General features: G+C 43.6%; 20 protein-coding genes. 8 read left to right on the top strand and 12 right to left on the bottom strand.

From position 1 onward, the window contains the following. Positions 1 to 136: 136 nt before the first annotated feature. Positions 137 to 1282: a GGDEF domain-containing protein gene (locus Q0307_RS16100; RefSeq protein WP_298661949.1), complete on the bottom strand. Its 1146-nt coding sequence runs from the start codon at positions 1280 to 1282 to the stop codon at positions 137 to 139. A 195-nt stretch (positions 1283 to 1477) separates the two neighbouring features. On the opposite strand from Q0307_RS16100, the gene Q0307_RS16095 reads away from it, so the two are divergent. Both Q0307_RS16095 and Q0307_RS16090 read left to right on the top strand, forming a co-directional pair. Beyond that, a complete protein-coding gene (locus Q0307_RS16095) occupies positions 1478 to 2356 on the top strand; it encodes an SPFH domain-containing protein (protein ID WP_298661948.1) in 879 nt (292 codons plus the stop codon). Between the two features lie 2 nt (positions 2357 to 2358). Further along, positions 2359 to 2793, top strand: a complete 435-nt coding sequence (locus Q0307_RS16090; RefSeq protein WP_298661946.1) for an NfeD family protein — start codon at positions 2359 to 2361, stop codon at positions 2791 to 2793. A 26-nt stretch (positions 2794 to 2819) separates the two neighbouring features. Here the strand turns inward: Q0307_RS16090 and Q0307_RS16085 are convergent, their stop codons facing one another. The 4 genes from Q0307_RS16085 to Q0307_RS16070 all read right to left on the bottom strand — a co-directional run bounded on the left by Q0307_RS16085 (position 2820) and on the right by Q0307_RS16070 (position 8365). Then, positions 2820 to 3731, bottom strand: a complete 912-nt coding sequence (locus Q0307_RS16085) for a CPBP family intramembrane glutamic endopeptidase (protein ID WP_298661944.1) — start codon at positions 3729 to 3731, stop codon at positions 2820 to 2822. A 14-nt stretch (positions 3732 to 3745) separates the two neighbouring features. Then, a complete protein-coding gene (gene ruvB / locus Q0307_RS16080) occupies positions 3746 to 4804 on the bottom strand; it encodes a Holliday junction branch migration DNA helicase RuvB (RefSeq protein ID WP_298661942.1) in 1059 nt (352 codons plus the stop codon). Positions 4805 to 4936: 132 nt separating this feature from the next. Continuing rightward, entirely contained in the window at positions 4937 to 6949 is a 2013-nt protein-coding gene (locus tag Q0307_RS16075; protein ID WP_298661940.1) for an Ig-like domain-containing protein, read from the bottom strand. A 12-nt stretch (positions 6950 to 6961) separates the two neighbouring features. Continuing rightward, positions 6962 to 8365 (bottom strand): OmpP1/FadL family transporter, encoded by a 1404-nt coding sequence (locus tag Q0307_RS16070; protein WP_298661939.1) that lies wholly within the window; start codon positions 8363 to 8365, stop codon positions 6962 to 6964. A gap of 197 nt (positions 8366 to 8562) precedes the next feature. Here Q0307_RS16070 and creD point away from each other — a divergent pair, with 197 nt between their 5' ends. The 3 genes from creD (at position 8563) to Q0307_RS16055 (ending at position 11732) form a co-directional block, all read left to right on the top strand. Beyond that, positions 8563 to 9972 carry a cell envelope integrity protein CreD gene (gene creD, locus Q0307_RS16065; protein WP_298661938.1) on the top strand — a complete coding sequence of 470 codons (1410 nt, stop codon included), beginning with the start codon at positions 8563 to 8565 and terminating at the stop codon, positions 9970 to 9972. Between the two features lie 104 nt (positions 9973 to 10076). Then, positions 10077 to 10835, top strand: coding sequence for a sialate O-acetylesterase (locus tag Q0307_RS16060; RefSeq protein WP_298661936.1), 759 nt, complete (start codon positions 10077 to 10079; stop codon positions 10833 to 10835). Between the two features lie 9 nt (positions 10836 to 10844). Further along, a complete protein-coding gene (locus Q0307_RS16055) occupies positions 10845 to 11732 on the top strand; it encodes an AEC family transporter (protein WP_298661935.1) in 888 nt (295 codons plus the stop codon). Positions 11733 to 11735: 3 nt separating this feature from the next. Here the strand turns inward: Q0307_RS16055 and Q0307_RS16050 are convergent, their stop codons facing one another. From Q0307_RS16050 to lexA, 7 genes are all read right to left on the bottom strand, one after another. Next, complete coding sequence (locus tag Q0307_RS16050) at positions 11736 to 12296, bottom strand: hypothetical protein (RefSeq protein WP_298661933.1); 561 nt, start codon at positions 12294 to 12296, stop codon at positions 11736 to 11738. A 270-nt stretch (positions 12297 to 12566) separates the two neighbouring features. Next, complete coding sequence (locus Q0307_RS16045; protein WP_298661931.1) at positions 12567 to 13562, bottom strand: adenosine kinase; 996 nt, start codon at positions 13560 to 13562, stop codon at positions 12567 to 12569. A gap of 428 nt (positions 13563 to 13990) precedes the next feature. Continuing rightward, entirely contained in the window at positions 13991 to 14629 is a 639-nt protein-coding gene (locus tag Q0307_RS16040) for an alpha/beta hydrolase (protein ID WP_298661929.1), read from the bottom strand. 6 nt (positions 14630 to 14635) lie between these two features. Continuing rightward, positions 14636 to 16204 (bottom strand): FimV/HubP family polar landmark protein, encoded by a 1569-nt coding sequence (locus tag Q0307_RS16035; protein WP_298661927.1) that lies wholly within the window; start codon positions 16202 to 16204, stop codon positions 14636 to 14638. Positions 16205 to 16358: 154 nt separating this feature from the next. After that, positions 16359 to 17765, bottom strand: a complete 1407-nt coding sequence (locus Q0307_RS16030; protein ID WP_298661925.1) for a hypothetical protein — start codon at positions 17763 to 17765, stop codon at positions 16359 to 16361. Positions 17766 to 17845: 80 nt separating this feature from the next. Then, entirely contained in the window at positions 17846 to 18205 is a 360-nt protein-coding gene (locus Q0307_RS16025; RefSeq protein ID WP_298661924.1) for a hypothetical protein, read from the bottom strand. A gap of 118 nt (positions 18206 to 18323) precedes the next feature. After that, on the bottom strand, positions 18324 to 18935 hold the full coding sequence (gene lexA / locus Q0307_RS16020) for a transcriptional repressor LexA (RefSeq protein ID WP_298661923.1): 612 nt from the start codon (positions 18933 to 18935) through the stop codon (positions 18324 to 18326). Between the two features lie 272 nt (positions 18936 to 19207). Between lexA and Q0307_RS16015 the strand changes: the two genes are divergently transcribed. Genes Q0307_RS16015 through Q0307_RS16005 form a run of 3 tightly spaced genes read left to right on the top strand, consistent with a single transcriptional unit; the run spans position 19208 to position 20406 of the window. Further along, on the top strand, positions 19208 to 19639 hold the full coding sequence (locus Q0307_RS16015; protein WP_298661921.1) for a hypothetical protein: 432 nt from the start codon (positions 19208 to 19210) through the stop codon (positions 19637 to 19639). 21 nt (positions 19640 to 19660) lie between these two features. Next, positions 19661 to 20077, top strand: a complete 417-nt coding sequence (locus Q0307_RS16010) for a XisH family protein (RefSeq protein ID WP_298661918.1) — start codon at positions 19661 to 19663, stop codon at positions 20075 to 20077. Beyond that, positions 20065 to 20406, top strand: coding sequence for a XisI protein (locus Q0307_RS16005; RefSeq protein ID WP_298661917.1), 342 nt, complete (start codon positions 20065 to 20067; stop codon positions 20404 to 20406). Before Q0307_RS16010 ends, Q0307_RS16005 begins: the two co-directional genes overlap by 13 nt. Positions 20407 to 20953 lie beyond the last annotated feature (547 nt).

The following is a 20953-nucleotide window of genomic DNA, read 5'->3' as shown; positions in this document are numbered from 1 at the left end:
CTTTTTAAGACACGTCATTTGTATTTTCAATATAGGCGAATGAGGCAGCTGCAAGTTTAAATTTTTATCAGCAGGCGTTCGGTTTGCAACTAAGAGTGTTGCATGATTAGCCAAGTTTAAAACAGAGTGATGTCTCTTAGACATTTTCAAGAATAACTTGATTACCACCACCATGTTGAGCCTTATACAGGGCTTGTTCTGCCGCAGCTAATAGGTGAGCAGGATAAGTGACATCGTGTTGATCCTGCTCAATCTGTGCTTGTTCACGTGTTACTTGCGGTTGGCAGCTGGCTGCACCGATGCTGACTTTTAATCCAGCTAACTGGGCGCAAGTTAGTTGCTTGCGTTCAATTTCGCTACGGAATTTTTCAGCGAGTTGTGCGGCTTCTTCAGGATCAGTAGTGGGTAAAAGTACAATAAAGCGCTGATCATCATAACGTGCGACTAAATCACCAGCTCGTTGTACGGCTCCCTTTAAATAGTCCGCTAAAGCAATCAAACATTGTTCGTTAGTATTGACATGAATCGCTTGATCAATGCCTAACATCAACAGTGCTAAAGGTTCACGAGTACGAGCCGAACGGCGCCATTCTAATTTAAATAATTGTTCAAATTGGCGGCGGTTGGCTAATTGGGTAAGCACATCGGTATTCATTTGCTCTAGCAGTTTGCGCTGAGCAAGTTGAAAATTACTCATTAGTTGCGCTAAAGGTCGACTCGCGAGCATAGTCACAATGGCTGCCGCGATGAGTACTAAGCTCAATAAGCGAAAAATAGGCTCACTTGGCCAAAGCAGCATTAAAGCCATTGGGAGCAAGACAGCAGCGATTTGTATTGAGGCAATAGGCCACGATAGCAATAGCATAGGTAAAGCGCCCAAACTAATTAAGAGCAATAAAGCACTGTGTACTGCTGAGACCTCTATTTGATTTGCAAATAGTAAAATCCCGGATGCACCCCATAAGGCATGCAAGAGCGTGCTGAGCAATACATAACGTTGTGTGCGAGTTAATAAATTATCTTCTGAAATTTTATCAATATGGAAATGGCTACTAGTCCACCAACAACTGGCCGTCAATAAGCTAATAATCAGTAGCCAAGCTATGAGTAAACCCGCGCTAAAAGGCGGATGTGCCCAAATTAATAGACACAAAAATAAAGCCGCTAGAGTATGTAGCCAAAATAGAACGGCGCCGTAACTTGCTAAACAAGCGAGTTGTTCATGCATAACAGCGGTTGGTAGTACCAAGAAATTATCCGTCGACAGCTTATGTTTGCCCATATACCCCGATCCATTACTAGCAAGCCACAGTTATAGCAGAAGCTTTTCTGTTTTTAGGCTGGCCACAAAGTTTTTCCGATGAACTGTAAGCACATCTCCACAGTGCCTAACAAGGTTAATCGTTTATTGGCTTTGCAATGGTATACTCTAGAAATAAGTTTGCCATATAAAAACCAATAAACTAAGGAGAGAATCATGTTCTTATACTTTGCTATTGCCATCATGGTGTTGGTGGTCACTTTATTTTTCATGGGGGTGAAGACGGTTCCACAAGGCTTTGCCTATACCGTGGAGCGCTTTGGTCGTTATGTGTATACCCTGCAACCCGGTTTGGGGGTGATTGTTCCCTTTGTTTACCGGATTGGTCGCAAGGTTAATATGATGGAGCAAGTCTTAGATATTTTGCCGCAACAAGTGATCACTGCCGATAATGCGAACGTGAGTATTGATGGTGTGGTGTTCTACCAAGTTTTCGATCCGGCCAAAGCTACTTATGAAGTGGCTCATTTAGAAAATGCTATTTTGAATCTTACTATGACCAATTTACGTTCTGTCTGTGGTTCGATGGAGCTGGATCATTTGCTGAGTAAGCGCGATGAAATCGGTGCACGGGTGTTAACCATTGTGGATGAAGCCACTAGTGCTTGGGGTGTCAAGGTTTTACGGGTTGAGATTAAAGACATTGAGCCGCCTGCCGAGTTAGTACGAGCCATGAATCTACAAATGACCGCTGAACGCCAAAAGCGCGCCCAAATCACGGAAGCAGAGGGTAAAAAGCAATCGCAGATTCTTGAAGCTGAAGGTGCGAAATCAGCAGCCTTTTTGCGAGCAGAAGCCCGTGAGCGTGAAGCCTTAGCTGAAGCCAAAGCAACACAAATGGTTTCAGAGGCGGTTTCCAAAGGTGATGTACAAGCGCTTAATTATTTCGTAGCGCAGAAATATGTCGAAGCTTTGGGTAAGTTTGCGGATTCCAACCAACAAAAAACCATCTTTATGCCTTTAGATACCAGCGGTTTAATGGGGTCGATTGGCAGTATCAATGAGCTGTGGAAAGTCATGCGGGAGAAGGCCTAAACATGATGAGTTTTGAATTTTGGTACTGGCTGATTTTAGGCGCAGTGCTGCTCACTTTAGAAATGCTCGCGCCCGGTGTCGTTCTAATGTGGTTTGGCTTTGGTGCTGTGCTAACCGGTGTAGTGCTATGGATTTTTCCTGAGTTAAGCTTAGGCTGGCAACTTTTGTTGTTTGGCGCAACTTCTATTTTAAGCCTTTATGCTTGGCGCCAATCTAAGTTTTTTCGCGATCCACCCCCGATGGAGCCAGAGCTAAATAATCGCCTACTCAGTCATATTGGTAAGCGTTATGTCCTCAACGAAGCCATCATCCAAGGCAGTGGCTCCCTAAAAATTGGTGATAGTACTTGGCGGGTGCGTGGTAAGGATCTACCCGCAGGAACTAAAGTCGAGGTTGTGGGTGTTGAAGGTATTATTTTGCTGGTAGAGGCGGTGTAGCAAAGGCTAAGCAAGCGATAGTGAAATTAGCCTATCGCTTGAGAATCTGGCGTCTGCCCACCATTTTGATGCGCCAATAATAAGGGTGCTAAGGGCAGAAAATGTTTACGTGCATACCACCACAACCACGGCAGACCGACTACTAAGCCAAAAACGCCCCAAGCGGCTTGGTCATAAAAATCTTGCATAGTCATGGGTGCAAAGCCACTCCACCAGAGATGATCCATCCATTCGATACTGACAGCGATCAGGTTGTTCGCAAAATGCACAATGATGGGGCCAACTAATGAGCGTGTTTTCATAGATAGCAAGCAGAGGAACACGCCAAACACAAAAGCCCCCAGCATATCAACGTGCAGAAAAGCGAATAAACCCGAAGAGAGCAAAATGGCAGGCAGCGGGCCTAGTTTAAGTGTCCAGCGATTGAGTAAATAACCGCGAAAAATAAATTCTTCCACCATCGGGGCAAAGATCACGGCTGCCACTACTGCCACAAAATTGCCGAGCCAATAATAGCCTTGCTCATCCCAATATAATAACGGGGGGCTTTCTAAAAACCATTTCTGCACTAAATCGGGCGCAACAAAAGACAAGGGGTAATACATTAAATAAGCCAACCCCATCGAGGAAATAATCATACCGACCGCTAGCCAAAGATACTGGGGAATTTCTGCCGGTGCGGGCACATTGAGTAGTAGTTCGGCAATTTCCTCCCGATGCTTGAAACTCATCCACCACAATAGCCCTGCCAATATTGGGTAGGTCATGGCAAATACGAAGCTTTCAATCGTGAAGAAGCCGCCGGTTGTGAAGAGATTTTGATTCTCCTGCACTTGTTGTACGAAGGCGTAAATCGAGCCAATCAAAAAATAAAGTACAAAGAAAAAACTCCCTACGACCCAAGTGGAAGGAACTTCATCGACAGGATTAAAGCGCATGCACGATCCTTAGTTTAGTGGTCAGTATCATTGAATAGATCGAGTGAAGCTTGTTCTTGCAAGGCAGCATTACTAGGCATCGACATGCCAAAATATTGCCAAGTATGACGCGTAGCTACACGTCCACGGGGGGTGCGCATCAAAAAACCCTGCTGAATCAAATAGGGTTCCAAGACATCTTCAATCGTGCCACGTTCTTCGCCAATAGCAGCCGCTAAACTATCCACACCCACTGGACCACCGTCAAATTTTTCTAGCATGGCTAGTAATAAGCGCCGATCCATATGATCTAAACCTTGATCATCAACATTCAGCATATTGAGTGCTTTATCTGCAAGTTCAGGGGTGACACGCCCATCACCTTTGACTTGTGCATAATCGCGCACGCGCCGGAGTAAGCGGTTAGCAATTCGTGGTGTACCGCGTGAGCGCTTTGCGACTTCATAAGCGCCACCGGCTTCCATCGGCACGTTTAAGATATGGGCTGCACGCCCCACGATGTACGCGAGATCATCCACATTATAGAATTCTAAGCGCTGCACAATTCCAAAGCGGTCGCGTAGCGGTGAGGTTAATAGACCAGCACGAGTCGTCGCACCGACTAAAGTGAAGGGTGGTAAATCCAGTTTAATCGAACGGGCTGCTGGACCTTCGCCGATCATAATATCCAACTGAAAATCTTCCATCGCGGGATAGAGAATTTCTTCGACCATCGGGCTAAGGCGGTGGATTTCATCAATAAACAGGACATCATGCGGCTCTAGATTAGTCAGTAGTGCAGCTAAATCGCCGGCTTTTTCTAAGACAGGGCCTGAGGTTTGGCGTAGGTTCGCGCCCATTTCTTGCGCAATAATATTCGATAGGGTGGTTTTGCCTAAGCCGGGTGGGCCAAAAATTAAGGTGTGATCCAGTGCATCACCTCGTGCACGAGCCGCTCCAATGAAAATCTCCATTTGCTCACGCACCACGGGCTGCCCAATATAATCTTTGAGGCGACGCGGGCGAATATGCTCATCCACATACTCTTCTTCACGCGAGCTAGTAGGCGAAATCATGCGCTTATTTTCAGACATTTTTCTATTCCAAAGAGCCTGTCAGCCCTACACGATAGCAAATGCAGCTTGAAAACACATCCACGTATTTTGTGCAGAAAAAAGCCCTTTTACATCAAGCAAAAGGGCTGAACAAGACCAGAATAACTAGGCCTATTGCTTAACCACCACTGGGTTAAATACCGGAATAACAGTTCCGCGCTTAGCTTGGAACACCGCTGTTTCGGCTTGCATTTCTGTGGTTGCCGCTAAGGAACTACTTGGATCTAACAGTGAGCCATGCGCACCTTCCGTGAAACGCACGACTCCATCCGGTGTACCAGTTTGGGTAATCGATTTTAAGCCCATGATGCTGATCAAGGGTTCAGTACCCGACAACGGTGCACCTCCCACCCGATTAGGAATGACTTTATCACTACCCCCCCCATTTATGCCGACCACTTCCAGCATATGAATGGGATGCTTGGCAGCAGTTTTCTTGCCTAGAACAATCGGATCGGCAGGGTCAATGACCCATTGTGCAACGGCCATGAAGGTATCATAAGCACTCGTACCTTTGACGATACCACTAGCCGCTAAGCCTTGTTGAATCGGCGGGCCAAAAGTCTCAGAACCATCCAGCAAGCGAGCAATGCCACCTCCGGGGACTGCAAGGGTAGCAGGTGTAGACTTAGCTTCTTGACTCAAATAACCCGTGCCAACGATAGAGCCTAAGGAAATGCCTACAAAGCCAACTTTCGCAGTATCTAAAGGAATAGAACTAGCACTTTGCATGTTGCCTAAGCTTTTGCGTAATACTGTCAAATCAGACATGCCTTGACGCATATTATCCCGCGAAGTACGCAAACTGCTCAAATTGATAAAGTAAGAGCCAGAGCTGTCAATGCCCCCATCTGCACCTGTAGCTCCTGTATTGTTATTGCGTAAGTCCAAATTGAAAGTGCGCTCTACATCCTCTGAGAAAATTGGGTTGAGATCGGCTTTCAGTGGATTAGTGGTATCAGTAATCCCATGCAATGGCAGGTCAATCGCTACCACTACAAAGCCTGCATCCGCTAGAGTGTCGGCAATGGCTAGCATATCTAAGCGGCTACGGGTAATACCATGCTGGAAAATGATCACTGGCCAACCCGAGGCAGGCGGGGTTGCTCCTGCTAAGGATGTGGCATTGGGCACGCTCATTAAAACTGGAATGGTTTGCGTACTCTTTAACTTTGGTGCTGGGTTATAGCGGGTGAGATTGCTGTCGCCAGCACCTTGCCAATAACTAGTTAAGGGCGCTTTCGCATTCAAATAGTAGGGTAGATCTAAGCTACCGACATGCACATTCGCTTTACCACGTAAGCTACTAGCGAAGGTCTTGGTAGTGCCTAAGGCCGGTGACATCAGCATTTTGCTAGCTTTTGCTTGAGAGATGGCGGCTTGTAGCACGGGCGTGACAGATTGCGTAGTAAAAGTCCAGCTTAGAATAATGCGTGCTTTTGCTATCCCTTTTCCTACCGCTGCTGCTTCCTGAGTACCAATCAGTTGACGTAAAGGCTCTAAAGCTGCATAAGGCGTGCTGGCTAAAGATTGGCTAGCTTTAGCCAGTAGATAAGTGGATGAACTAGCGGCTGCTTTGCCAGCTTTATCTTTAATACTATTGGTCAAAACGACCATATAGCTGGTACTTTCTTTTAAGGGTTTAAGTGGTACTAGCACTAAAGTTTTGCCATCCGCAGTAGGAGTGGCGTAAATATCTGCCGCAGTGAGTTGTTTTTCAACACTGGTCACAGCACCAGTCGCCAGATCTTTTTTGACTTCATATACATACACACTGCTACCGACTTTTACGCTGGCGGCATCCATCACATTGCTGAAAGCCGCTGTAATCGGTGCAGTCAAGGCAAAGCCGTCTAAGGAGTTAATGGCATCGTACAATGGCAATTGTGTAGTAGGCAGATTAGTCGTGGGAATATTCAAAGTACCATCCGTGCTACCACGAAAGAGTAAATCATTAGTACTAGGAATAATGCCATTTGCAGGATCAAACAGAGGTGAAAGTGCCGCACTGTAATTATTTTGTGCGTCCGTTTGGCTGGCATCAAAATCATAAGCTAGTGCACTGTAACTGGCTAGGCCTAAGGCTGCCACTAAACAGAAGGCTAAGCTTTTACGTTTAATCATGGTTAGGCCCTCTTAAAATGACATATTGAATTGTGCGCTGATAATATCAACGCTAGCATCGTAAACCCCACGTATCGCATAGCCATTATCTTCGCTCGTATTATCAATGGGGGTTTCATCCATAAACAAATGGGCATAGCCAACATCAAGGCTGGAGTTCTTATTCAATTTATAATTTGCACCCACCGCTAACCAAGTGCGGTCATTGTCTGGGGTACGTGGTGTACGCAGTTTAGCGTTGGGGATTGGCGTCTTATCTAAAGCTATCCCGCCCCGTAATTTTAGGCGATCATTATATTGGTAATTAGCCCCGACCGAATAACGGGTCACATCTTCCCATTTTTCATCCACATTGGTGACGATCGCGCCAGTTTTCTTATCCACTACGCGTAAACGTTCGAAGCTACTCCAACCTGTTTGAGTAATATCACCGAGTAATTCGACTTTATCATTCACTTTATGCGCCACTGATAAGGACAAAGTATCAGGTAGATTCGCCTCAGCAGTCACATCAACATCATTAAAGCGAGTAACACCCGTTGCAGTTAGTATCGGTTGTAAGGCAGCATTAACGCTATAATCAGCCTTACCCTCCAATTCATGATTCACTGCACTACGATAACTGATGCCGACTTTAGTGTTAGGATTAGGCTTATACATCGCACCTAAGTTATAGCCAAAAGACACATCGTCACCGCTAATGACCACTTTGCTGTCGGTAGCCTTGTTGGACAACGTGGGCATAGCGTTTAAGCAGCTCAGCAACAAATCGCCGCTATTGGCAGCACTAGCAATACTGCGACAAGCAGCGGCTGAATCAATCGCACTCCCTAATTCCACAGTAATATATTGCAGATTAATTCCCCCACCAAAAGTCAATTGCTCATTCACTTCATAAGCAATCGAGGGATTAATATTGACAGTTTGCATCGCTGAATCTAAAGCGTTATAACGCCCAATCCAATCATCGTCATAATCAGTCTCTAAGCCGAAAGGTGCATTAATCCCTATCCCTGCGGTCACTTTTTCGTTAAGACGTTTCACTGCATAGGCATTCGGTACAAAAGCCGTTTTGCCGCCATCATCGTTTTTCCCAATTAAGGCTGCTTTGGCCTGATCAAAATTTCCACCAGTCAAGGCGGGGTTAACCCAAGAACCTTTATTGGTGAATTTCGCTTTAGGGATAATAATATGGCCCGCTGAGCTAACTTGAATGCCATCGCCCAATTCCGCCATACCGGCAGGGTTAAACCAAGTGGTGGATGCGTCTTCAGCAACGGCAGCAGCCCCTGCAAAAGCATTCCCCATGCCTGAAGCTGAGTTTTCAATGAGGGCAAAGCCAGCAGCATGAGCGGTGGTACTGAGAGCAAAGGTTATAGATACGGCTAGAAAGGTTCTAGCAGGTAGCTTTATCATCGTTATTCCTCCTCCTGTTGGATACTTTACAAAAGTAACAGAAAATCTGCTGGAAAAGAAACTACCTGTTGCAAAACTACGACAGATCTTGTACTGCACAGGTTTTGCAAACCCTTACACATAAATTCCAAATCCTTTCACCCTAATTTTGCATGGTCATTGCTTAGTCTAGCTAGCAATGCATAAGGAGTTTAATCATGCAAAACTATCGCTTAGCCTTAAAACTGTTCATTATTTTTATACTTATTATTTTGCTGTTTATTCCACAGGCTTCTTTAATGGGTTTAGTAAGTGAGCGAGCGAGTTGGCGTGCTGAAGCTTATAGCAGCATTGAGCAAAGCTGGCCGGGTTCACAAGTACTAGCTGGCCCCGTATTGGTAATACCTTATACCCTCACCGTCAATCTAAAAGAAACTATCACTGAAAAAGACGGAGCGACGCGGGAGGTGGTGAAAGCACAAACGGTTGAGAATCGCTTGATTATGCTGCCTAAGCAATTAGAAATTCAAAGTAAACTAGACAGTGAAATCCGCTATCGGGGTATTTATGCAGTACCGATTTACAATAGTAACTTACAAGTTTCAGGCCACTTTGAAACCCAAGCTTTGGTCGATTTAATCAATGAGCACAAAAATGATCAATTGCAATTATACAGCCCCTATGTGTCGGTATTAGTGCGTGATCAGCGAGGGATTGCTGCACCCCCTGAGTTAATCTGGAATCAACAAAAACTCGCCTTTAGTCCGGGTACTAATCTACCCAATGCCGCCGCCGGTATGCATGCAAAAATCCCAGATTTCAGTACTGTGCCAGCTCAGCAATTTCAGTTTAATTTTGATCTGCAATTACGCGGTATGAGTGCGATGAGTTTTGCCATGCTGGCGGAAAATTCTGATGTGCGCTTAGTGGCAGATTGGGCACATCCTAAATTTAGTGGTGAATTACTGCCTGAGGAGCGCTCTATCAATGATCAAGGTTTTACTGCTCATTGGCGTGCTTCTTCTTTTTCCTACAATGTGAATGCTGTTTTAGAGCAATGTCGAGCCAATCAATGCGATGCTTTGCTGAGTCGCTCCGTCGGTTTTGAGTTATTGCAGCCAGTGGATATGTATCAGCAATCTGAACGCAGTATTAAGTATGCGGTGTTATTTATTCTACTGACTTTTACCGTACTGATTATGTTTGAATTATTGAAGAACTTACGTATTCACCCGATTCAATATTGCTTAGTAGGCTTAGCTTTAACCGTATTTTATTTACTGCTGATTTCTCTATCTGAACATCTTGATTTTACTTGGGCTTATGTAATAGCGGCTGTAGCAAGCACGGGTTTATTAACTCTATATTTTGGAGCAATCTTACATAGCCGAAAATTAGGCTTATTATTAGGTGGTGGTTTATTAAGCTTATATGCAGTGCTCTATGTGATTTTGCAGGCTGAAGATAATGCGCTGTTGATGGGTAGCTTACTGATCTTCGCCATTTTAGCGGCCTTAATGCTCGCTACTCGGCATTTGGATTGGTATGCCTTAACCGCTAATGCTTTACCTCAAGCTAAGCAGGTTGAGCCGACAGCCGAGAAGCTACTCACAGATCCCTCAAATTAAGCAAGATTAATTCCAATCTTTACTAGCTTGGCGACCTGCGGGTCGCCTTTTTTTGGTGTAAGCTTGGCACGGTAAAATTTTGCATTTTGATTGAGGAATTAATAATGCGCTTAACAGGGATGCTGGTTGCAGTGGTACTCTTTAGTCTGAGCAGTATGAGCCATGCCGAAGATCGAGTTTATTTACTGGCTGGGCAATCGAACATGATGGGCAAAGGAAAAATTGCTGAGCTACCTGCTAGTTATCGGCAAACACCAACGAATGTAAAATTCTATTATCAAGGCCGTGAAAAAGGCTTGGGTCAATTTGCCTATTTTGGCCCAGAAATTGGTTTTGCTCATGAAGTCGCGCGTGCTTTCCCCAACGATCGCCACATTATTATTAAACAAGCCGCTACCGGCAGTACGATTGAGCGCTGGTTGCCCGGGCAGGCCTTATATAAAGGTTTGTTACGCCAAGTAGGCTTCTCCTTACCTGTAGAGCACGATAAAAAGATTGATGCCATTGTTTGGATGCAAGGTGAAAGTGATGCACGCAATGCGGATTTAGCAGGTCAATATGGCGGGCGTTTGAATCGCTTAATTCAAGCTTTACGTAATGACCTCAATTCACCGAATAGTTTGTTTATTCTTGGGCAGATCAATCCGGAAGATTTAGCTTTTTCAAAAGTTGCCCAAGTACAAGCCAGCCAACGCCAAGCCCAGCAGGCGAGTGGCAATACGATACTGGTATCTACCGAGGGCTTAGGCAAAATGTATGATCATGTGCATTACAATGCACAAGGGCAGTTAGAGCTGGGCAAGCGCTTTGCCAAAGCTTATATCGAGCAAGCGCGTAAACGTAATCAACTTGCAGTCCGCTAAGTCTATTCTATGCTTGAAGCAGTCTTACGTATTATCGGTATTATTTTTCCAGTATTTGCTTGTGCTGGTCTAGGCGCTTATTACGGTTGGCGCTTGCGTCCTGATATGTCAGTGGTGAATAAGCTAAATATGGAGATTTTCGCGCCCTTTTTAGTTTTTTGGGCGCTGATGGATAAACCTTTTGATTTTAGCGGCTATTGGGGCTTAGCTTTAGGTGGTTTGGCGGTAGTGCTCGGTTCGGGGTTATTACTGTTGCCGATTGCTTTAGCATTTAAAATCAATCTGAAAACCTTTTTGCCGCCGATGATGTTCAATAACTCTGGCAATATGGGGATTCCGTTGATTCTATTTGCCTTTGGTGAAGACCTGTTACAAGCGGCTGTAGTGTTATTTATTATCGAGATGCTGCTGCATTTTACGCTGGGTTTGTACCTGCTTGATCATAAAACCAATCCCTTACAGCTACTGAAAATGCCGATGATTATTGCCGCGATTGCCGGTTTGACGCTCAGTTCCCTGCACATTACTTTACCGATGCCCTTAGCAAATACACTTAAACTGCTTGGACAAGTTTCTATTCCGTTGTTACTTTTTTCTTTAGGTGTACGCTTGTTAGACGTCAGATGGAATGACTGGAAATTAGGCGTGTTTGGTGCGATTGCTGGACCAGTCGCTGGTTTGATTTCAGCTTTAGTTTTGCTGCCCTTTTTACATTTAGATGCGGTGGAAACAGGAATATTATTAGTATTTGCCGCTTTACCACCCGCAGTGCTCAATGTTTTAGTCGCTGAGCAATATCAGCAAGAACCAGAACGTGTTGCTTCGCTGGTGATGTTAGGCAATTTGGGTAGTCTAATTATTATTCCTGCTACTTTATGGTTTGCCCTGAAATTATAATCCCTAAACTGCGGTAATCACTCGTATGTTAACGGGCATACGAGTGCCATCCGCTAAAATCAGTAGACCTTTAATCGAACCGCGCGTGCTGTCTAAATAGAGATGACGTGCAACCACTTGATTGCCTTCGTAAAAGACGGGCTTCACTGTCTCATCATATTGGATGGCAATTACTGCCGAAGGATAGTCTTTAGCTTCACCCAAGAGAATAAGATCCTTATCAGGAAAAGGATTTTCTGGATCGACGAGGCGTGGCATACGATCTGCAATACCGCGTACTTCACGAGGTTGCCCTGCAGTGCTAATCGGTTTATAAAAGCGTTGTGTAGCTTGCTCTGGCTTACTGCTTTTATGTTGATTACCGTCCTCGCGCCCGACGATCTGTTGTAGGAAGTTACCCACTAAACGTGCCATGTGTTGATATAACGTTTTTGGCAGGTCAAAGTTGACAAAGCGCTCAGCTTGTCGCCGTAAATCGCGCTGGTTGTATGAATTAGCTTCTATTGGCTCAATCGTACTAAGATGATTAGCGCGGATTTGCCCGTTTTGGATGGGTGTTAACATTTGGTCTTTCCCTTTACCCCAATAAAATCCCGAAATGTTCTTCTTAGGATTCATCATCTTAGATTCATTGCCAAAAGCGGAGCTTAGGGAGGACAAGTGCAAAGGTATGTCCGATAAAATTAGTAATATTTGTAAGGAAGTGGATATATTTATCTAGGGTTAAGCTAAGCATGCTTAAATGCTTAACACCTTAAGTTTTCTGGATAGGGGTATTTGAAGCGTAAAACTAAACGCTGCAGTGATTAAGCATACAGCGTTTGATGCATACTTTTAAATGGACTGTAAGATTGCCTGATGCACGTGCTTATCTAAACGTGCTCCATACACTTGAATAATTTGAGCAGCAGCGCGACTCGCTAAAGTACCTGCTTGGACATCGCTCAACCCTTGTGTGAGTCCGTATAAAAATGCCCCGGCAAACATATCACCAGCTCCATTGGTGTCTAAAGGCTTTATCTTCTGTGCTGCGATTTTTACTTCATTATCGGAATTGACTACTAAAGCACCCTCACTACCTAAAGTGATAACTAGTTTATGTGCCAAAGGTTTTAGAGATTGAATGGCTGCTTGCAAAGTCTGCTGGCCGGTAAAAGCAAAAGCTTCTTCTTGATTACAGAATAAAACGTCTACACCTGCGCCGAGCATTTCCGCTAAACCGGCTTTAAAATAAGTAGCCATCGAAGGATCAGAAAAGGTCATAGCCATTTTTACGCCATGCTCTTGAGCTACTTTACGTGCTTCTAATACGGCTGCACGCGAAGTATCTGAAGTGACTAAATAACCTTCCACATATAAATATTTAGATTGCTTCAATTCCTCATAATGCAGTTCAGCGGCAGAAAAATCACTAGTAATACCCAGATAGGTATTCATGGTGCGCTCGGCATCTGGGGTGACCATGACCATACATTTACCCGTTTTGCCTTCAGAACTCGAACGTACTTGATCTAAACGGGTATCCACACCTGCAGCATGCAAATCCTGCATATAGAATTCGCCAAATTCATCATTAGCAACTTTGCAGGCATAAAAAGTTTTGCCACCAAATTGGCTGACCGCAACAATACTATTGGCAGCAGAACCACCGCCTGCGCGTTTTTTTAAGCCAAAGCTTTGTTTCAGACTGGCTAATAAATGATTATGGCGTGCTTCATCAATTAACGTCATCAAGCCTTTTTCGATACCTTCAGCGGATAAAAAGTCATCAGTTACTTCAAATTCTTTATCGACTAGCGCATTGCCAATACCGTATACGTCATATTTCATGGTTTTTCTTTAAGCTAAAAAGATGGGAGGCACTTTTACCGTATTCATCACTAATTTTCTAGAGAAGACTACTAATCAATTTATTTTAGAAGTAAAGAGCAAGCAGGGCAAAACAAACTAGAGAGGCTGTGAACGCACCACCAACTAGTTATCGACAGACTTATCCACAGGCTTATGCACAATACTTCACTGCTTAGCGCAATAATTTTTTAATAAGAAGTGGAATAAGCTTGGCGAAATTTCTGATAAATTGATGTTTAAAGCCCTAAAACTACCATTTATCAGCAAAAACCTACCAAAAATCTCATGTAATCTTGATACTCGCTAAGTACACCACATGTAGTGGTTTAAAAAAGGCTTGACCACAATGAGCAAGCTCAGGACTTATCCACAGCAAAAAATACTTGACAGCTTTTCGGATAACTAATCTAAGGCTCAGGCGAAAACTGACCAGTACGAATAAAATGCAAGCATTCTTTTACTACAAGTGCAGAAAACAGCATACTGCTATGTGAGACTGGTAGGACTCGATGCGCCGTTTGGGCAGGATGATAAGTTTCTGAAAGTGCTACCACTCCATCATTGATTTCAGCAATACCACCTAAAATTCGTCCGACACCTATCGGTTTATTGCCTGCAAGTGCGCCCCACTCATGTTGTAATAAAGTTTCGGGTAAACCTTGTCCATCTAAACCCCCTTCAAAGCTGCGTCCCATCAATGGGCGAAACCAATGATGTTTAGCTAAGCGCTGTGCGATTAAACTGCCTTTGGCTGGCGTACCTAAAGTCACTAAGCGTCCAGGCGGTAATTCGGTATAACTAGTCAGCATTTGCAAAGCTACAATACCACCTAAACTGTGCGCGATAATATGCAAACGCTTCGTGGGGAGGGCGTAGTGTTGAACGGCTTGATAAATGAGGCCGACATTAGTGGCTGAATTCGAGCTAATCGAATGATAGACAGGCGTAACGACTGCATATCCAGCGCTAGTAAATTGTTGCTGTAGCCAGCGCATCGCCCAAGGATGTAACCAAAGGCCATGCAGTAAGAGAATTTTCTCAGTCATCTATTATTAAAATTTTATTTCTGGCGAATCGAGGGCAGGGTCTTTTTTCTCAACAACACTAGCAGTACTCGTGCTGGCTGATGAGGACTGATTTCCCTCTAAACGTCGGCGCATACGTTCAGCTACCTGCGTCTCTTCCTCTTCTAAACGGCGCATTTGCCGCTGCTGAACAAAAGCACGCCAGATCATCGCCAGAATAAACAGTAAGGAAATCAAAGCTACTGCTAAAGCTAAGGGTGAAACACCACGTAGTGGTAAGGAGGCATTACTAGTTCCGGTGCTACTTTGCTGACTAGATTGGGAGATTATTTGTGAAACGGGCACTGAACTAGGGGTTTTCACCTCATTGGTCGGTACTAAATGAGCAGCACTCTGAGTATGACTAGGTGCTTTAATATCAGAATCGTTGCTGGCTATGACTGGTGACTCACTAGCAGCAGTGGTTCCAGTAGCTGTATTGCCTGTAGCTTCGGCTGTTTTGCTGGCAGTATTAGTAGGCTGGGTAGCGTTTTCGGTTTTACTTTCAGCTATCTGGTCTGCAGATTTAGTGGTTTTTTCCGTCGACTCGCTGGGCTTAGCGGTATCAGTACTTATTTTACTGTCAGGCTCAGCAGTCTCATTGGTTGATTTTTCAGCAGAATTATCGGGTTTAGTCGCTGCGGTAGGCGAATCTCTATGTTCATCGGCCCAAACTGATTTAGTTGCATTATCTTTATTCTCAGAGATAGCCGCACCTGCAACGGCAGCAGTGGAGGCTTCTACCGTGGTGAGTTTTAATTCTGATTTGCCTTCGGAGTTGGGCGAGCTAGGAACACTTGATGGGCTGACTTCTTTTAGTTTGTCATACAAGCGCATATTGTCTGCATGTTGCGCTTTGATAGTTTCACTCGCATTTTTTAAAGAGGCTTGCAGTGTCTTAATGTGATTGTCTTTTTGGTCAAGCACGCTAGTTAGTTCTTGCAGCTCAAGCTTCAATTTTTTGACTTGTGCATCTAATTGTGGATTGGGCTTACCCTGTACTTGTTTAGCTTGTAAAGACTTGAGTTCATGGGTTAGCTCTTGATTTTTGGCTTCAACAGCTTGTAATTGAGCTTGTAAGCGAGCCAAGCGGCGGCTGGTATTGTGTGGAGTCGTTGTGTAAGCGCTCGTTTTAGACCTTAGTTTTGACCCTATCGGTCTAGAGCGTTTAATTACAGAGCGTTCTTTGATTTTCGGCACTGGCGGTGGCTCGGTACGAGGCAAAGCCACGCCGCGCTTCCAAAAATGATTATGTTTTCTGGCTTCCCGCAAAGCGGCTAAACGCTGATAACGCCGGGCTTCAGCAGAGCTGGGGGCTTTGAGCACCGCACCTTTCATTAAAGAGTTAATATTATTACTAGCAAAGGCTTGGGGGTTTTTGTAATAGAGCGCGAGCATAGTTTGCTGCACGGTAGCACGGTTATCAGGTCGCAAGCGATCAGCAATCGTCCAAAGAGTATCTTGATCTTTTACGGGACCATAAGAACGCGGGGCGGCATCAACAGTACCGGATAATGCTAGCCCTAAGAGCATTATCGGCAGGGTAAGCTTCAACATAAGCGCGACAAGTCCAATTATTAGCTATTCTGTATCCTTGGTTTATAGCTGATTATGCAAAGGAATGCAGCTTGATATTTGATAAGCTCGGTGGAATTCCGGCCAGAACACTGCTAAATAGCAATAAGTTCTGGCGGATAGTCGGGTGGGATGCTTAGATTGCGACTTTATTGAATTGCATCGCTTCAGCATAACGTGGAGCTAACACATATTTAGGTTTGCCTACACCACCTTCAGCATTCAATTCAACAACCGTTTCTTGCTCAAGTGTGCGCAAAATAGTCTCGGCGATTTCTTGGCGCTGGGGTTTGCCTATTAATGAGGCTTTAATCCCCATCCGCTCGCCCTTTTCACGGATAATCTCACCCACTGCATCCGTGACGGGACGGATGGTTGGTTTCAGCTCACCATTTAAAATACGATTACGGACATCGGTATAAATAATCTTAAAGAAGCGCTTTTGAGTCATATCCGCAATTTTGTTTTCCTCAGTTTCTATATCTGCTAATTTTTGTGAATTTTCAGTAGGCATCGTGACAGACATGCGTTCATTGCGATCAGGCGAAACCCAATCTAAATACTCATTACGTAATTGATTGGCATGATCTTTGGGAATATTTCCACCACTAGCTAATTGTGCTGCTAAAAGAATACCATCGGGTGTATTAATAATATTCCCATGTGAATCGCGACCTAAGGATAACAAAGCGGCGCGATGATCAGCCACATAAGCACCTACAAAATGGAAGGCATACTCAAAAGTCCCAATAATAATCACTGAGAATAAAAATGAAGCCCAAATTCCGGTTACACCCAAAAAGGCTTTAATTAAGCGAATCATGGCGTAATGTTTATCTTCATCATATTCCAGTTGCTTTGCTTGATTAATCGCACTGCTTAATAAAGTTGAGCGTGTTTGATCTTGCATTACCACTTGATGATTATAAGATTCTAATTTGCGCTCATAATCGGCAATGCGTCTATCCAAGGTTTTATGCGAGTATTTAACAGACTCGTGCTGAGCGGTTTTCTGTGCTTTTAAATCTTGCCAATAAGCTAATTGGGCGCGAGTATCAGCTAAAGCACGTTGTTCATTAGAAATACTGGCAGCGCTACTCGCTAAGGTATTGATACTACCCACTGCGGCTTGGAATACTACAGAGTTCTCAGAGCGATGCCGTACTGTGGCATCCTCACGCTCCATCGACTGTGAGATTTCAGAGAATAAACCAAAGAAAACCACAATAAAGGTGGCGATAATAGCAGCAGGACCTTTATAACCTGAGGCATATAAAAAGGCTTGAGCTGCTGTGATTACAGCAGTAATACCTAATCCTAAACAAGCATTGAGCCACTGTTCTGAAGTCCAAGTTTCGGGCGTCATCTCGCCACCCACAAAGTATTTCACCACAAAAAAGGCAGAGGCTAAAAAAGCGGCCACAGCGGCTATCAGTAACCATAATTCAGCTTTACGCAAATCACGTAATAAATCTCGTAGGGACTTACTGCGTGCAATATAACTGGGCCGATCAAATTTGGTTTTTACCTTTGAATCAGTCATAATTAATTCTCCTGTCGAATCTTCCCAAATGACACAGGATAAGGTGTGGAGAGAGTTGCCGCTTTCTTCACACCCTTTGTTTACATCCAGCCTGCCAGTAGTAGCAAAACGCCTAAAAACCATAGTAAATGCTTATCAGAGCGCATGCTGTAGGAAGCAAAAATTGCAGCAATCAATCCTAAGCCGATAAAAATATTAGGCAAATGCAACATGGCTGTGGTCGCATTTATAATCTTATCCATACCAGGTAGCATGACCAATAATAACCAAACACCTAAAGCCCAAGCGACTAAGACCCAGCGAATCACTCCCCAAGCTTCTTTGAGATCCAGTTGGTTTTTAATTTCATCTGTGTTGTCATTAATTACTAAATCATTGCTTGAATTATTTAGTGCAGTTTTCCAATTTCTTGGAGGTTTTAAATTCTCTTTAATAGCCATGTTGTAACTCCTATTATTAATATATTCTTAAAAAAAAGGCAGCGGTATACGCTGCCTATAATCACCCTAGTGGTTGGTCTAGGGATCAGGGCATCCAATTAAGTTCGGTGGTTTAGGTTTAGTAGCTACGAAATAAGCCGACCATTTTGCCTTGTACCTGTACGCTATGCGCTGGATAAACCATCGGTTGCATAGTGCTATTTTCTGGGTGCAGCTCGATACGCCCATCGGTTAGATAAAAAATCCGTTTTAAAGTCGCGCCATCGCCTTCTACATAGGCCACGACAATATCGTTATTGGCAGCAGTTTCAGCATGTTGAATCACCACATAATCGCCATCCATCACGCCAATATCACGCATCGATTCGCCTTGGACTTTTAAGGCATAGCGATTAGGGCCTAAAAATAATTCATTCAGGCTAATCTCGTTTTTATCTAAAGCTTCAATCGGTTTACCCGCTGCAATTTTGCCTAATAATTGTAGGCTACTATGCACAGATTCCGGTTCTGTAGTCCAATGAGTAGGAATGCTGTAGGCACGTTTACCCTCAGAAGCTTCATCGAGATAACCCAAACTAATTAAACTTTGCACATGTTGGTGAACGGTACTACGGGTATTGATCCCTGCTTGGATACCAATTTGATCTAGCGTAGGGGCATAGCCATTCAGCTCAAACAGCGAGCGTATAGTTTGTAAAATCTCCTGTTGCCTACGTGTTAACTTTGACATATTCCGTCCTTCTCATTGCAAACCGAACCAAACACGAACTAAATATACGAACAAATGACGAACTTTGCCAATCAAAATTTCTTAGTGATTATTCGTTTTTTGTTCGCTTTTTCCGATGAGTGGTAGTAGTGCTTAGTTACAATGGAATGAAGATAGGTAAGATGGGTAGCAAATTGGAACACTTACGGTTCAGAATACGTTTAAGATGAGTGAGTGAGCCTTGATGCTCTATCAATAGTCGTTTAGGTTGGAGAATTTTATGGAGTCTATGTATGGATCAGTCATTAACACCGGAATCTAGTGCCGTCTTAAAGCATATTGATATGTATCAGAGCTTGATCATGCGGATGGCGGCTAATAGTGCGGCTTGTAAACAATGGGCGGTGGGTTTGGTTTCTGCGATTTTAGTGTTAGTTGCGGAAAAGGGGATGGTTCACGCGGCGGCTTTAGCCATTATTCCAGCAGTATTGTTTTGTTTTTTAGATGCCTATTATTTAGCCTTAGAGAAGCAGTTCCGTTCCGCCTATAACCAATTTATCAACGCACTTCATGCGGGAACTTTGCAGGCCAGTGAGCTGTATAAAGTACGAGCTGATGGTAAATTACCCACTACTTTTTTGGAGGCTTTAGTGTCTTGGGCGGTATGGCCGTTTTATTTGGGGATGTTGGGTTTGATCGCTTTGGCGAAGTGGTTGGTGATGTGAGAAATCAAAAAGAGGTCAGTGATGCCAGCACGAGATATTTTTCATAATGCAGTCAGAGTTGCTTTACAGAAAGATGGCTGGATTATTACTCATGACCCACTTTCGATTGCCGCAGGTGGTTTTGATCTCTATATTGATTTGGGAGCTGAGCGATTGCTAGCTGCTGAACGCAATGGAGAGCAGATTGCTGTTGAAATCAAAAGTTTTTTATCTGGTTCTTTGGTTTCAGAGTTTCATACAGCGCTAGGTCAATTTTTGAATTATCGGTTGGCTTTAAAAGCAGATCATCAGGATCGTTATTTGTATTTGGCTGTAGCGGATGATACTTATAAAACTTTCTTTTCCCTACCTTTTGTCCAGTTGGCTCTATCACAGTATCAAGTGAGTGTTTTGGTGTTTAATCCTGAAGTAGAAGAGGTCTCTTTATGGAAAAAATAACTCAATATAGGCGTTATATTCGTCAGATTTTTGAGGAGTATGCCCGTTTACCTATGAGTGATGAGCAGATTAAGCGTGAAGTTTTGTTTGATACTGAACATGATCGTTATCAGCTACTGGTTGTTGGGTGGAAGGGGCATGAGCGTTTTCATGGTTCTATTTTGCATGTGGATATTATTGGTGAGCAAATTTGGATTCAGTATGATGGAACAGAAACAGGGATTGCTAATGAGTTAGTTGCTTTAGGCGTGCCCAAGGAAGATATTGTGTTGGCATTTCATGCTCCGTATAAGCGGAAGTATACGGGGTTTGGGGTAGTTCCTGTATAATTAGTTGCTAACCGTAAAAAATAATTTAAGTAAATTATTAGCTTTTTTGAGTCTTTAATCGAAGTCACTGCTGTGATGTGTGTAAGCCGATGGCGTTGTTTTCGGTGTTGATGCTGGGGTCTTTCTTTTTCATGCGTGTATCTCTACGGTTTCTTTAAAGAGACTCGTTTTTCTCTCTGTCTACTATTCGTGGAAGGGATCAGCTTCAGGGGAGCAGTGGATATGGTTATAGTTTAACAGAATTTCTACCCCTGATAATTTTTGCCTAGGTAATTATTAGCATTACTTGAATACTAGTATATTATTTTTCTATATATGGAAAATTATTGTCATCGTAACTTCTATATAAGTCCATATAATTCTTACCTTTTATTTTCAGTATTGCTTTTCTTGTGGCATAAGCTAAAGATCTGAAATTTTCTTTTTTAAACTCATTGTAGTTTTTATTAACATTTATAAGGCATATAGTAAATTTTATTAAATTAATACTATATTTGGTCATGCACCAGAAGAGTTGAAAAACATCTGATTAATGAATTCGCCAATG

The sequence above is a fragment of the uncultured Thiothrix sp. genome, assembly GCF_937873765.1.
Lineage (GTDB): Bacteria > Pseudomonadota > Gammaproteobacteria > Thiotrichales > Thiotrichaceae > Thiolinea.
The sequence above is the reverse complement of the archived record's forward strand: the minus strand, read 5'-3'. Positions and strand labels throughout refer to the sequence as shown.

Bases quoted from the DNA above. Each gene is read 5' to 3' on its own strand.
- Q0307_RS16100 (WP_298661949.1), bottom strand. From the start codon at position 1,282: ATGGGCAAACATAAGCTGTCGACGGATAATTTCTTGGTACTACCAACC.
- Q0307_RS16095 (WP_298661948.1), top strand. From the start codon at position 1,478: ATGTTCTTATACTTTGCTATTGCCATCATGGTGTTGGTGGTCACTTTA.
- Q0307_RS16090 (WP_298661946.1), top strand. From the start codon at position 2,359: ATGATGAGTTTTGAATTTTGGTACTGGCTGATTTTAGGCGCAGTGCTG.
- Q0307_RS16085 (WP_298661944.1), bottom strand. From the start codon at position 3,731: ATGCGCTTTAATCCTGTCGATGAAGTTCCTTCCACTTGGGTCGTAGGG.
- ruvB (WP_298661942.1), bottom strand. From the start codon at position 4,804: ATGTCTGAAAATAAGCGCATGATTTCGCCTACTAGCTCGCGTGAAGAA.
- Q0307_RS16075 (WP_298661940.1), bottom strand. From the start codon at position 6,949: ATGATTAAACGTAAAAGCTTAGCCTTCTGTTTAGTGGCAGCCTTAGGC.
- Q0307_RS16070 (WP_298661939.1), bottom strand. From the start codon at position 8,365: ATGATAAAGCTACCTGCTAGAACCTTTCTAGCCGTATCTATAACCTTT.
- creD (WP_298661938.1), top strand. From the start codon at position 8,563: ATGCAAAACTATCGCTTAGCCTTAAAACTGTTCATTATTTTTATACTT.
- Q0307_RS16060 (WP_298661936.1), top strand. From the start codon at position 10,077: ATGCGCTTAACAGGGATGCTGGTTGCAGTGGTACTCTTTAGTCTGAGC.
- Q0307_RS16055 (WP_298661935.1), top strand. From the start codon at position 10,845: ATGCTTGAAGCAGTCTTACGTATTATCGGTATTATTTTTCCAGTATTT.
- Q0307_RS16050 (WP_298661933.1), bottom strand. From the start codon at position 12,296: ATGTTAACACCCATCCAAAACGGGCAAATCCGCGCTAATCATCTTAGT.
- Q0307_RS16045 (WP_298661931.1), bottom strand. From the start codon at position 13,562: ATGAAATATGACGTATACGGTATTGGCAATGCGCTAGTCGATAAAGAA.
- Q0307_RS16040 (WP_298661929.1), bottom strand. From the start codon at position 14,629: ATGACTGAGAAAATTCTCTTACTGCATGGCCTTTGGTTACATCCTTGG.
- Q0307_RS16035 (WP_298661927.1), bottom strand. From the start codon at position 16,204: ATGTTGAAGCTTACCCTGCCGATAATGCTCTTAGGGCTAGCATTATCC.
- Q0307_RS16030 (WP_298661925.1), bottom strand. From the start codon at position 17,765: ATGACTGATTCAAAGGTAAAAACCAAATTTGATCGGCCCAGTTATATT.
- Q0307_RS16025 (WP_298661924.1), bottom strand. From the start codon at position 18,205: ATGGCTATTAAAGAGAATTTAAAACCTCCAAGAAATTGGAAAACTGCA.
- lexA (WP_298661923.1), bottom strand. From the start codon at position 18,935: ATGTCAAAGTTAACACGTAGGCAACAGGAGATTTTACAAACTATACGC.
- Q0307_RS16015 (WP_298661921.1), top strand. From the start codon at position 19,208: ATGGATCAGTCATTAACACCGGAATCTAGTGCCGTCTTAAAGCATATT.
- Q0307_RS16010 (WP_298661918.1), top strand. From the start codon at position 19,661: ATGCCAGCACGAGATATTTTTCATAATGCAGTCAGAGTTGCTTTACAG.
- Q0307_RS16005 (WP_298661917.1), top strand. From the start codon at position 20,065: ATGGAAAAAATAACTCAATATAGGCGTTATATTCGTCAGATTTTTGAG.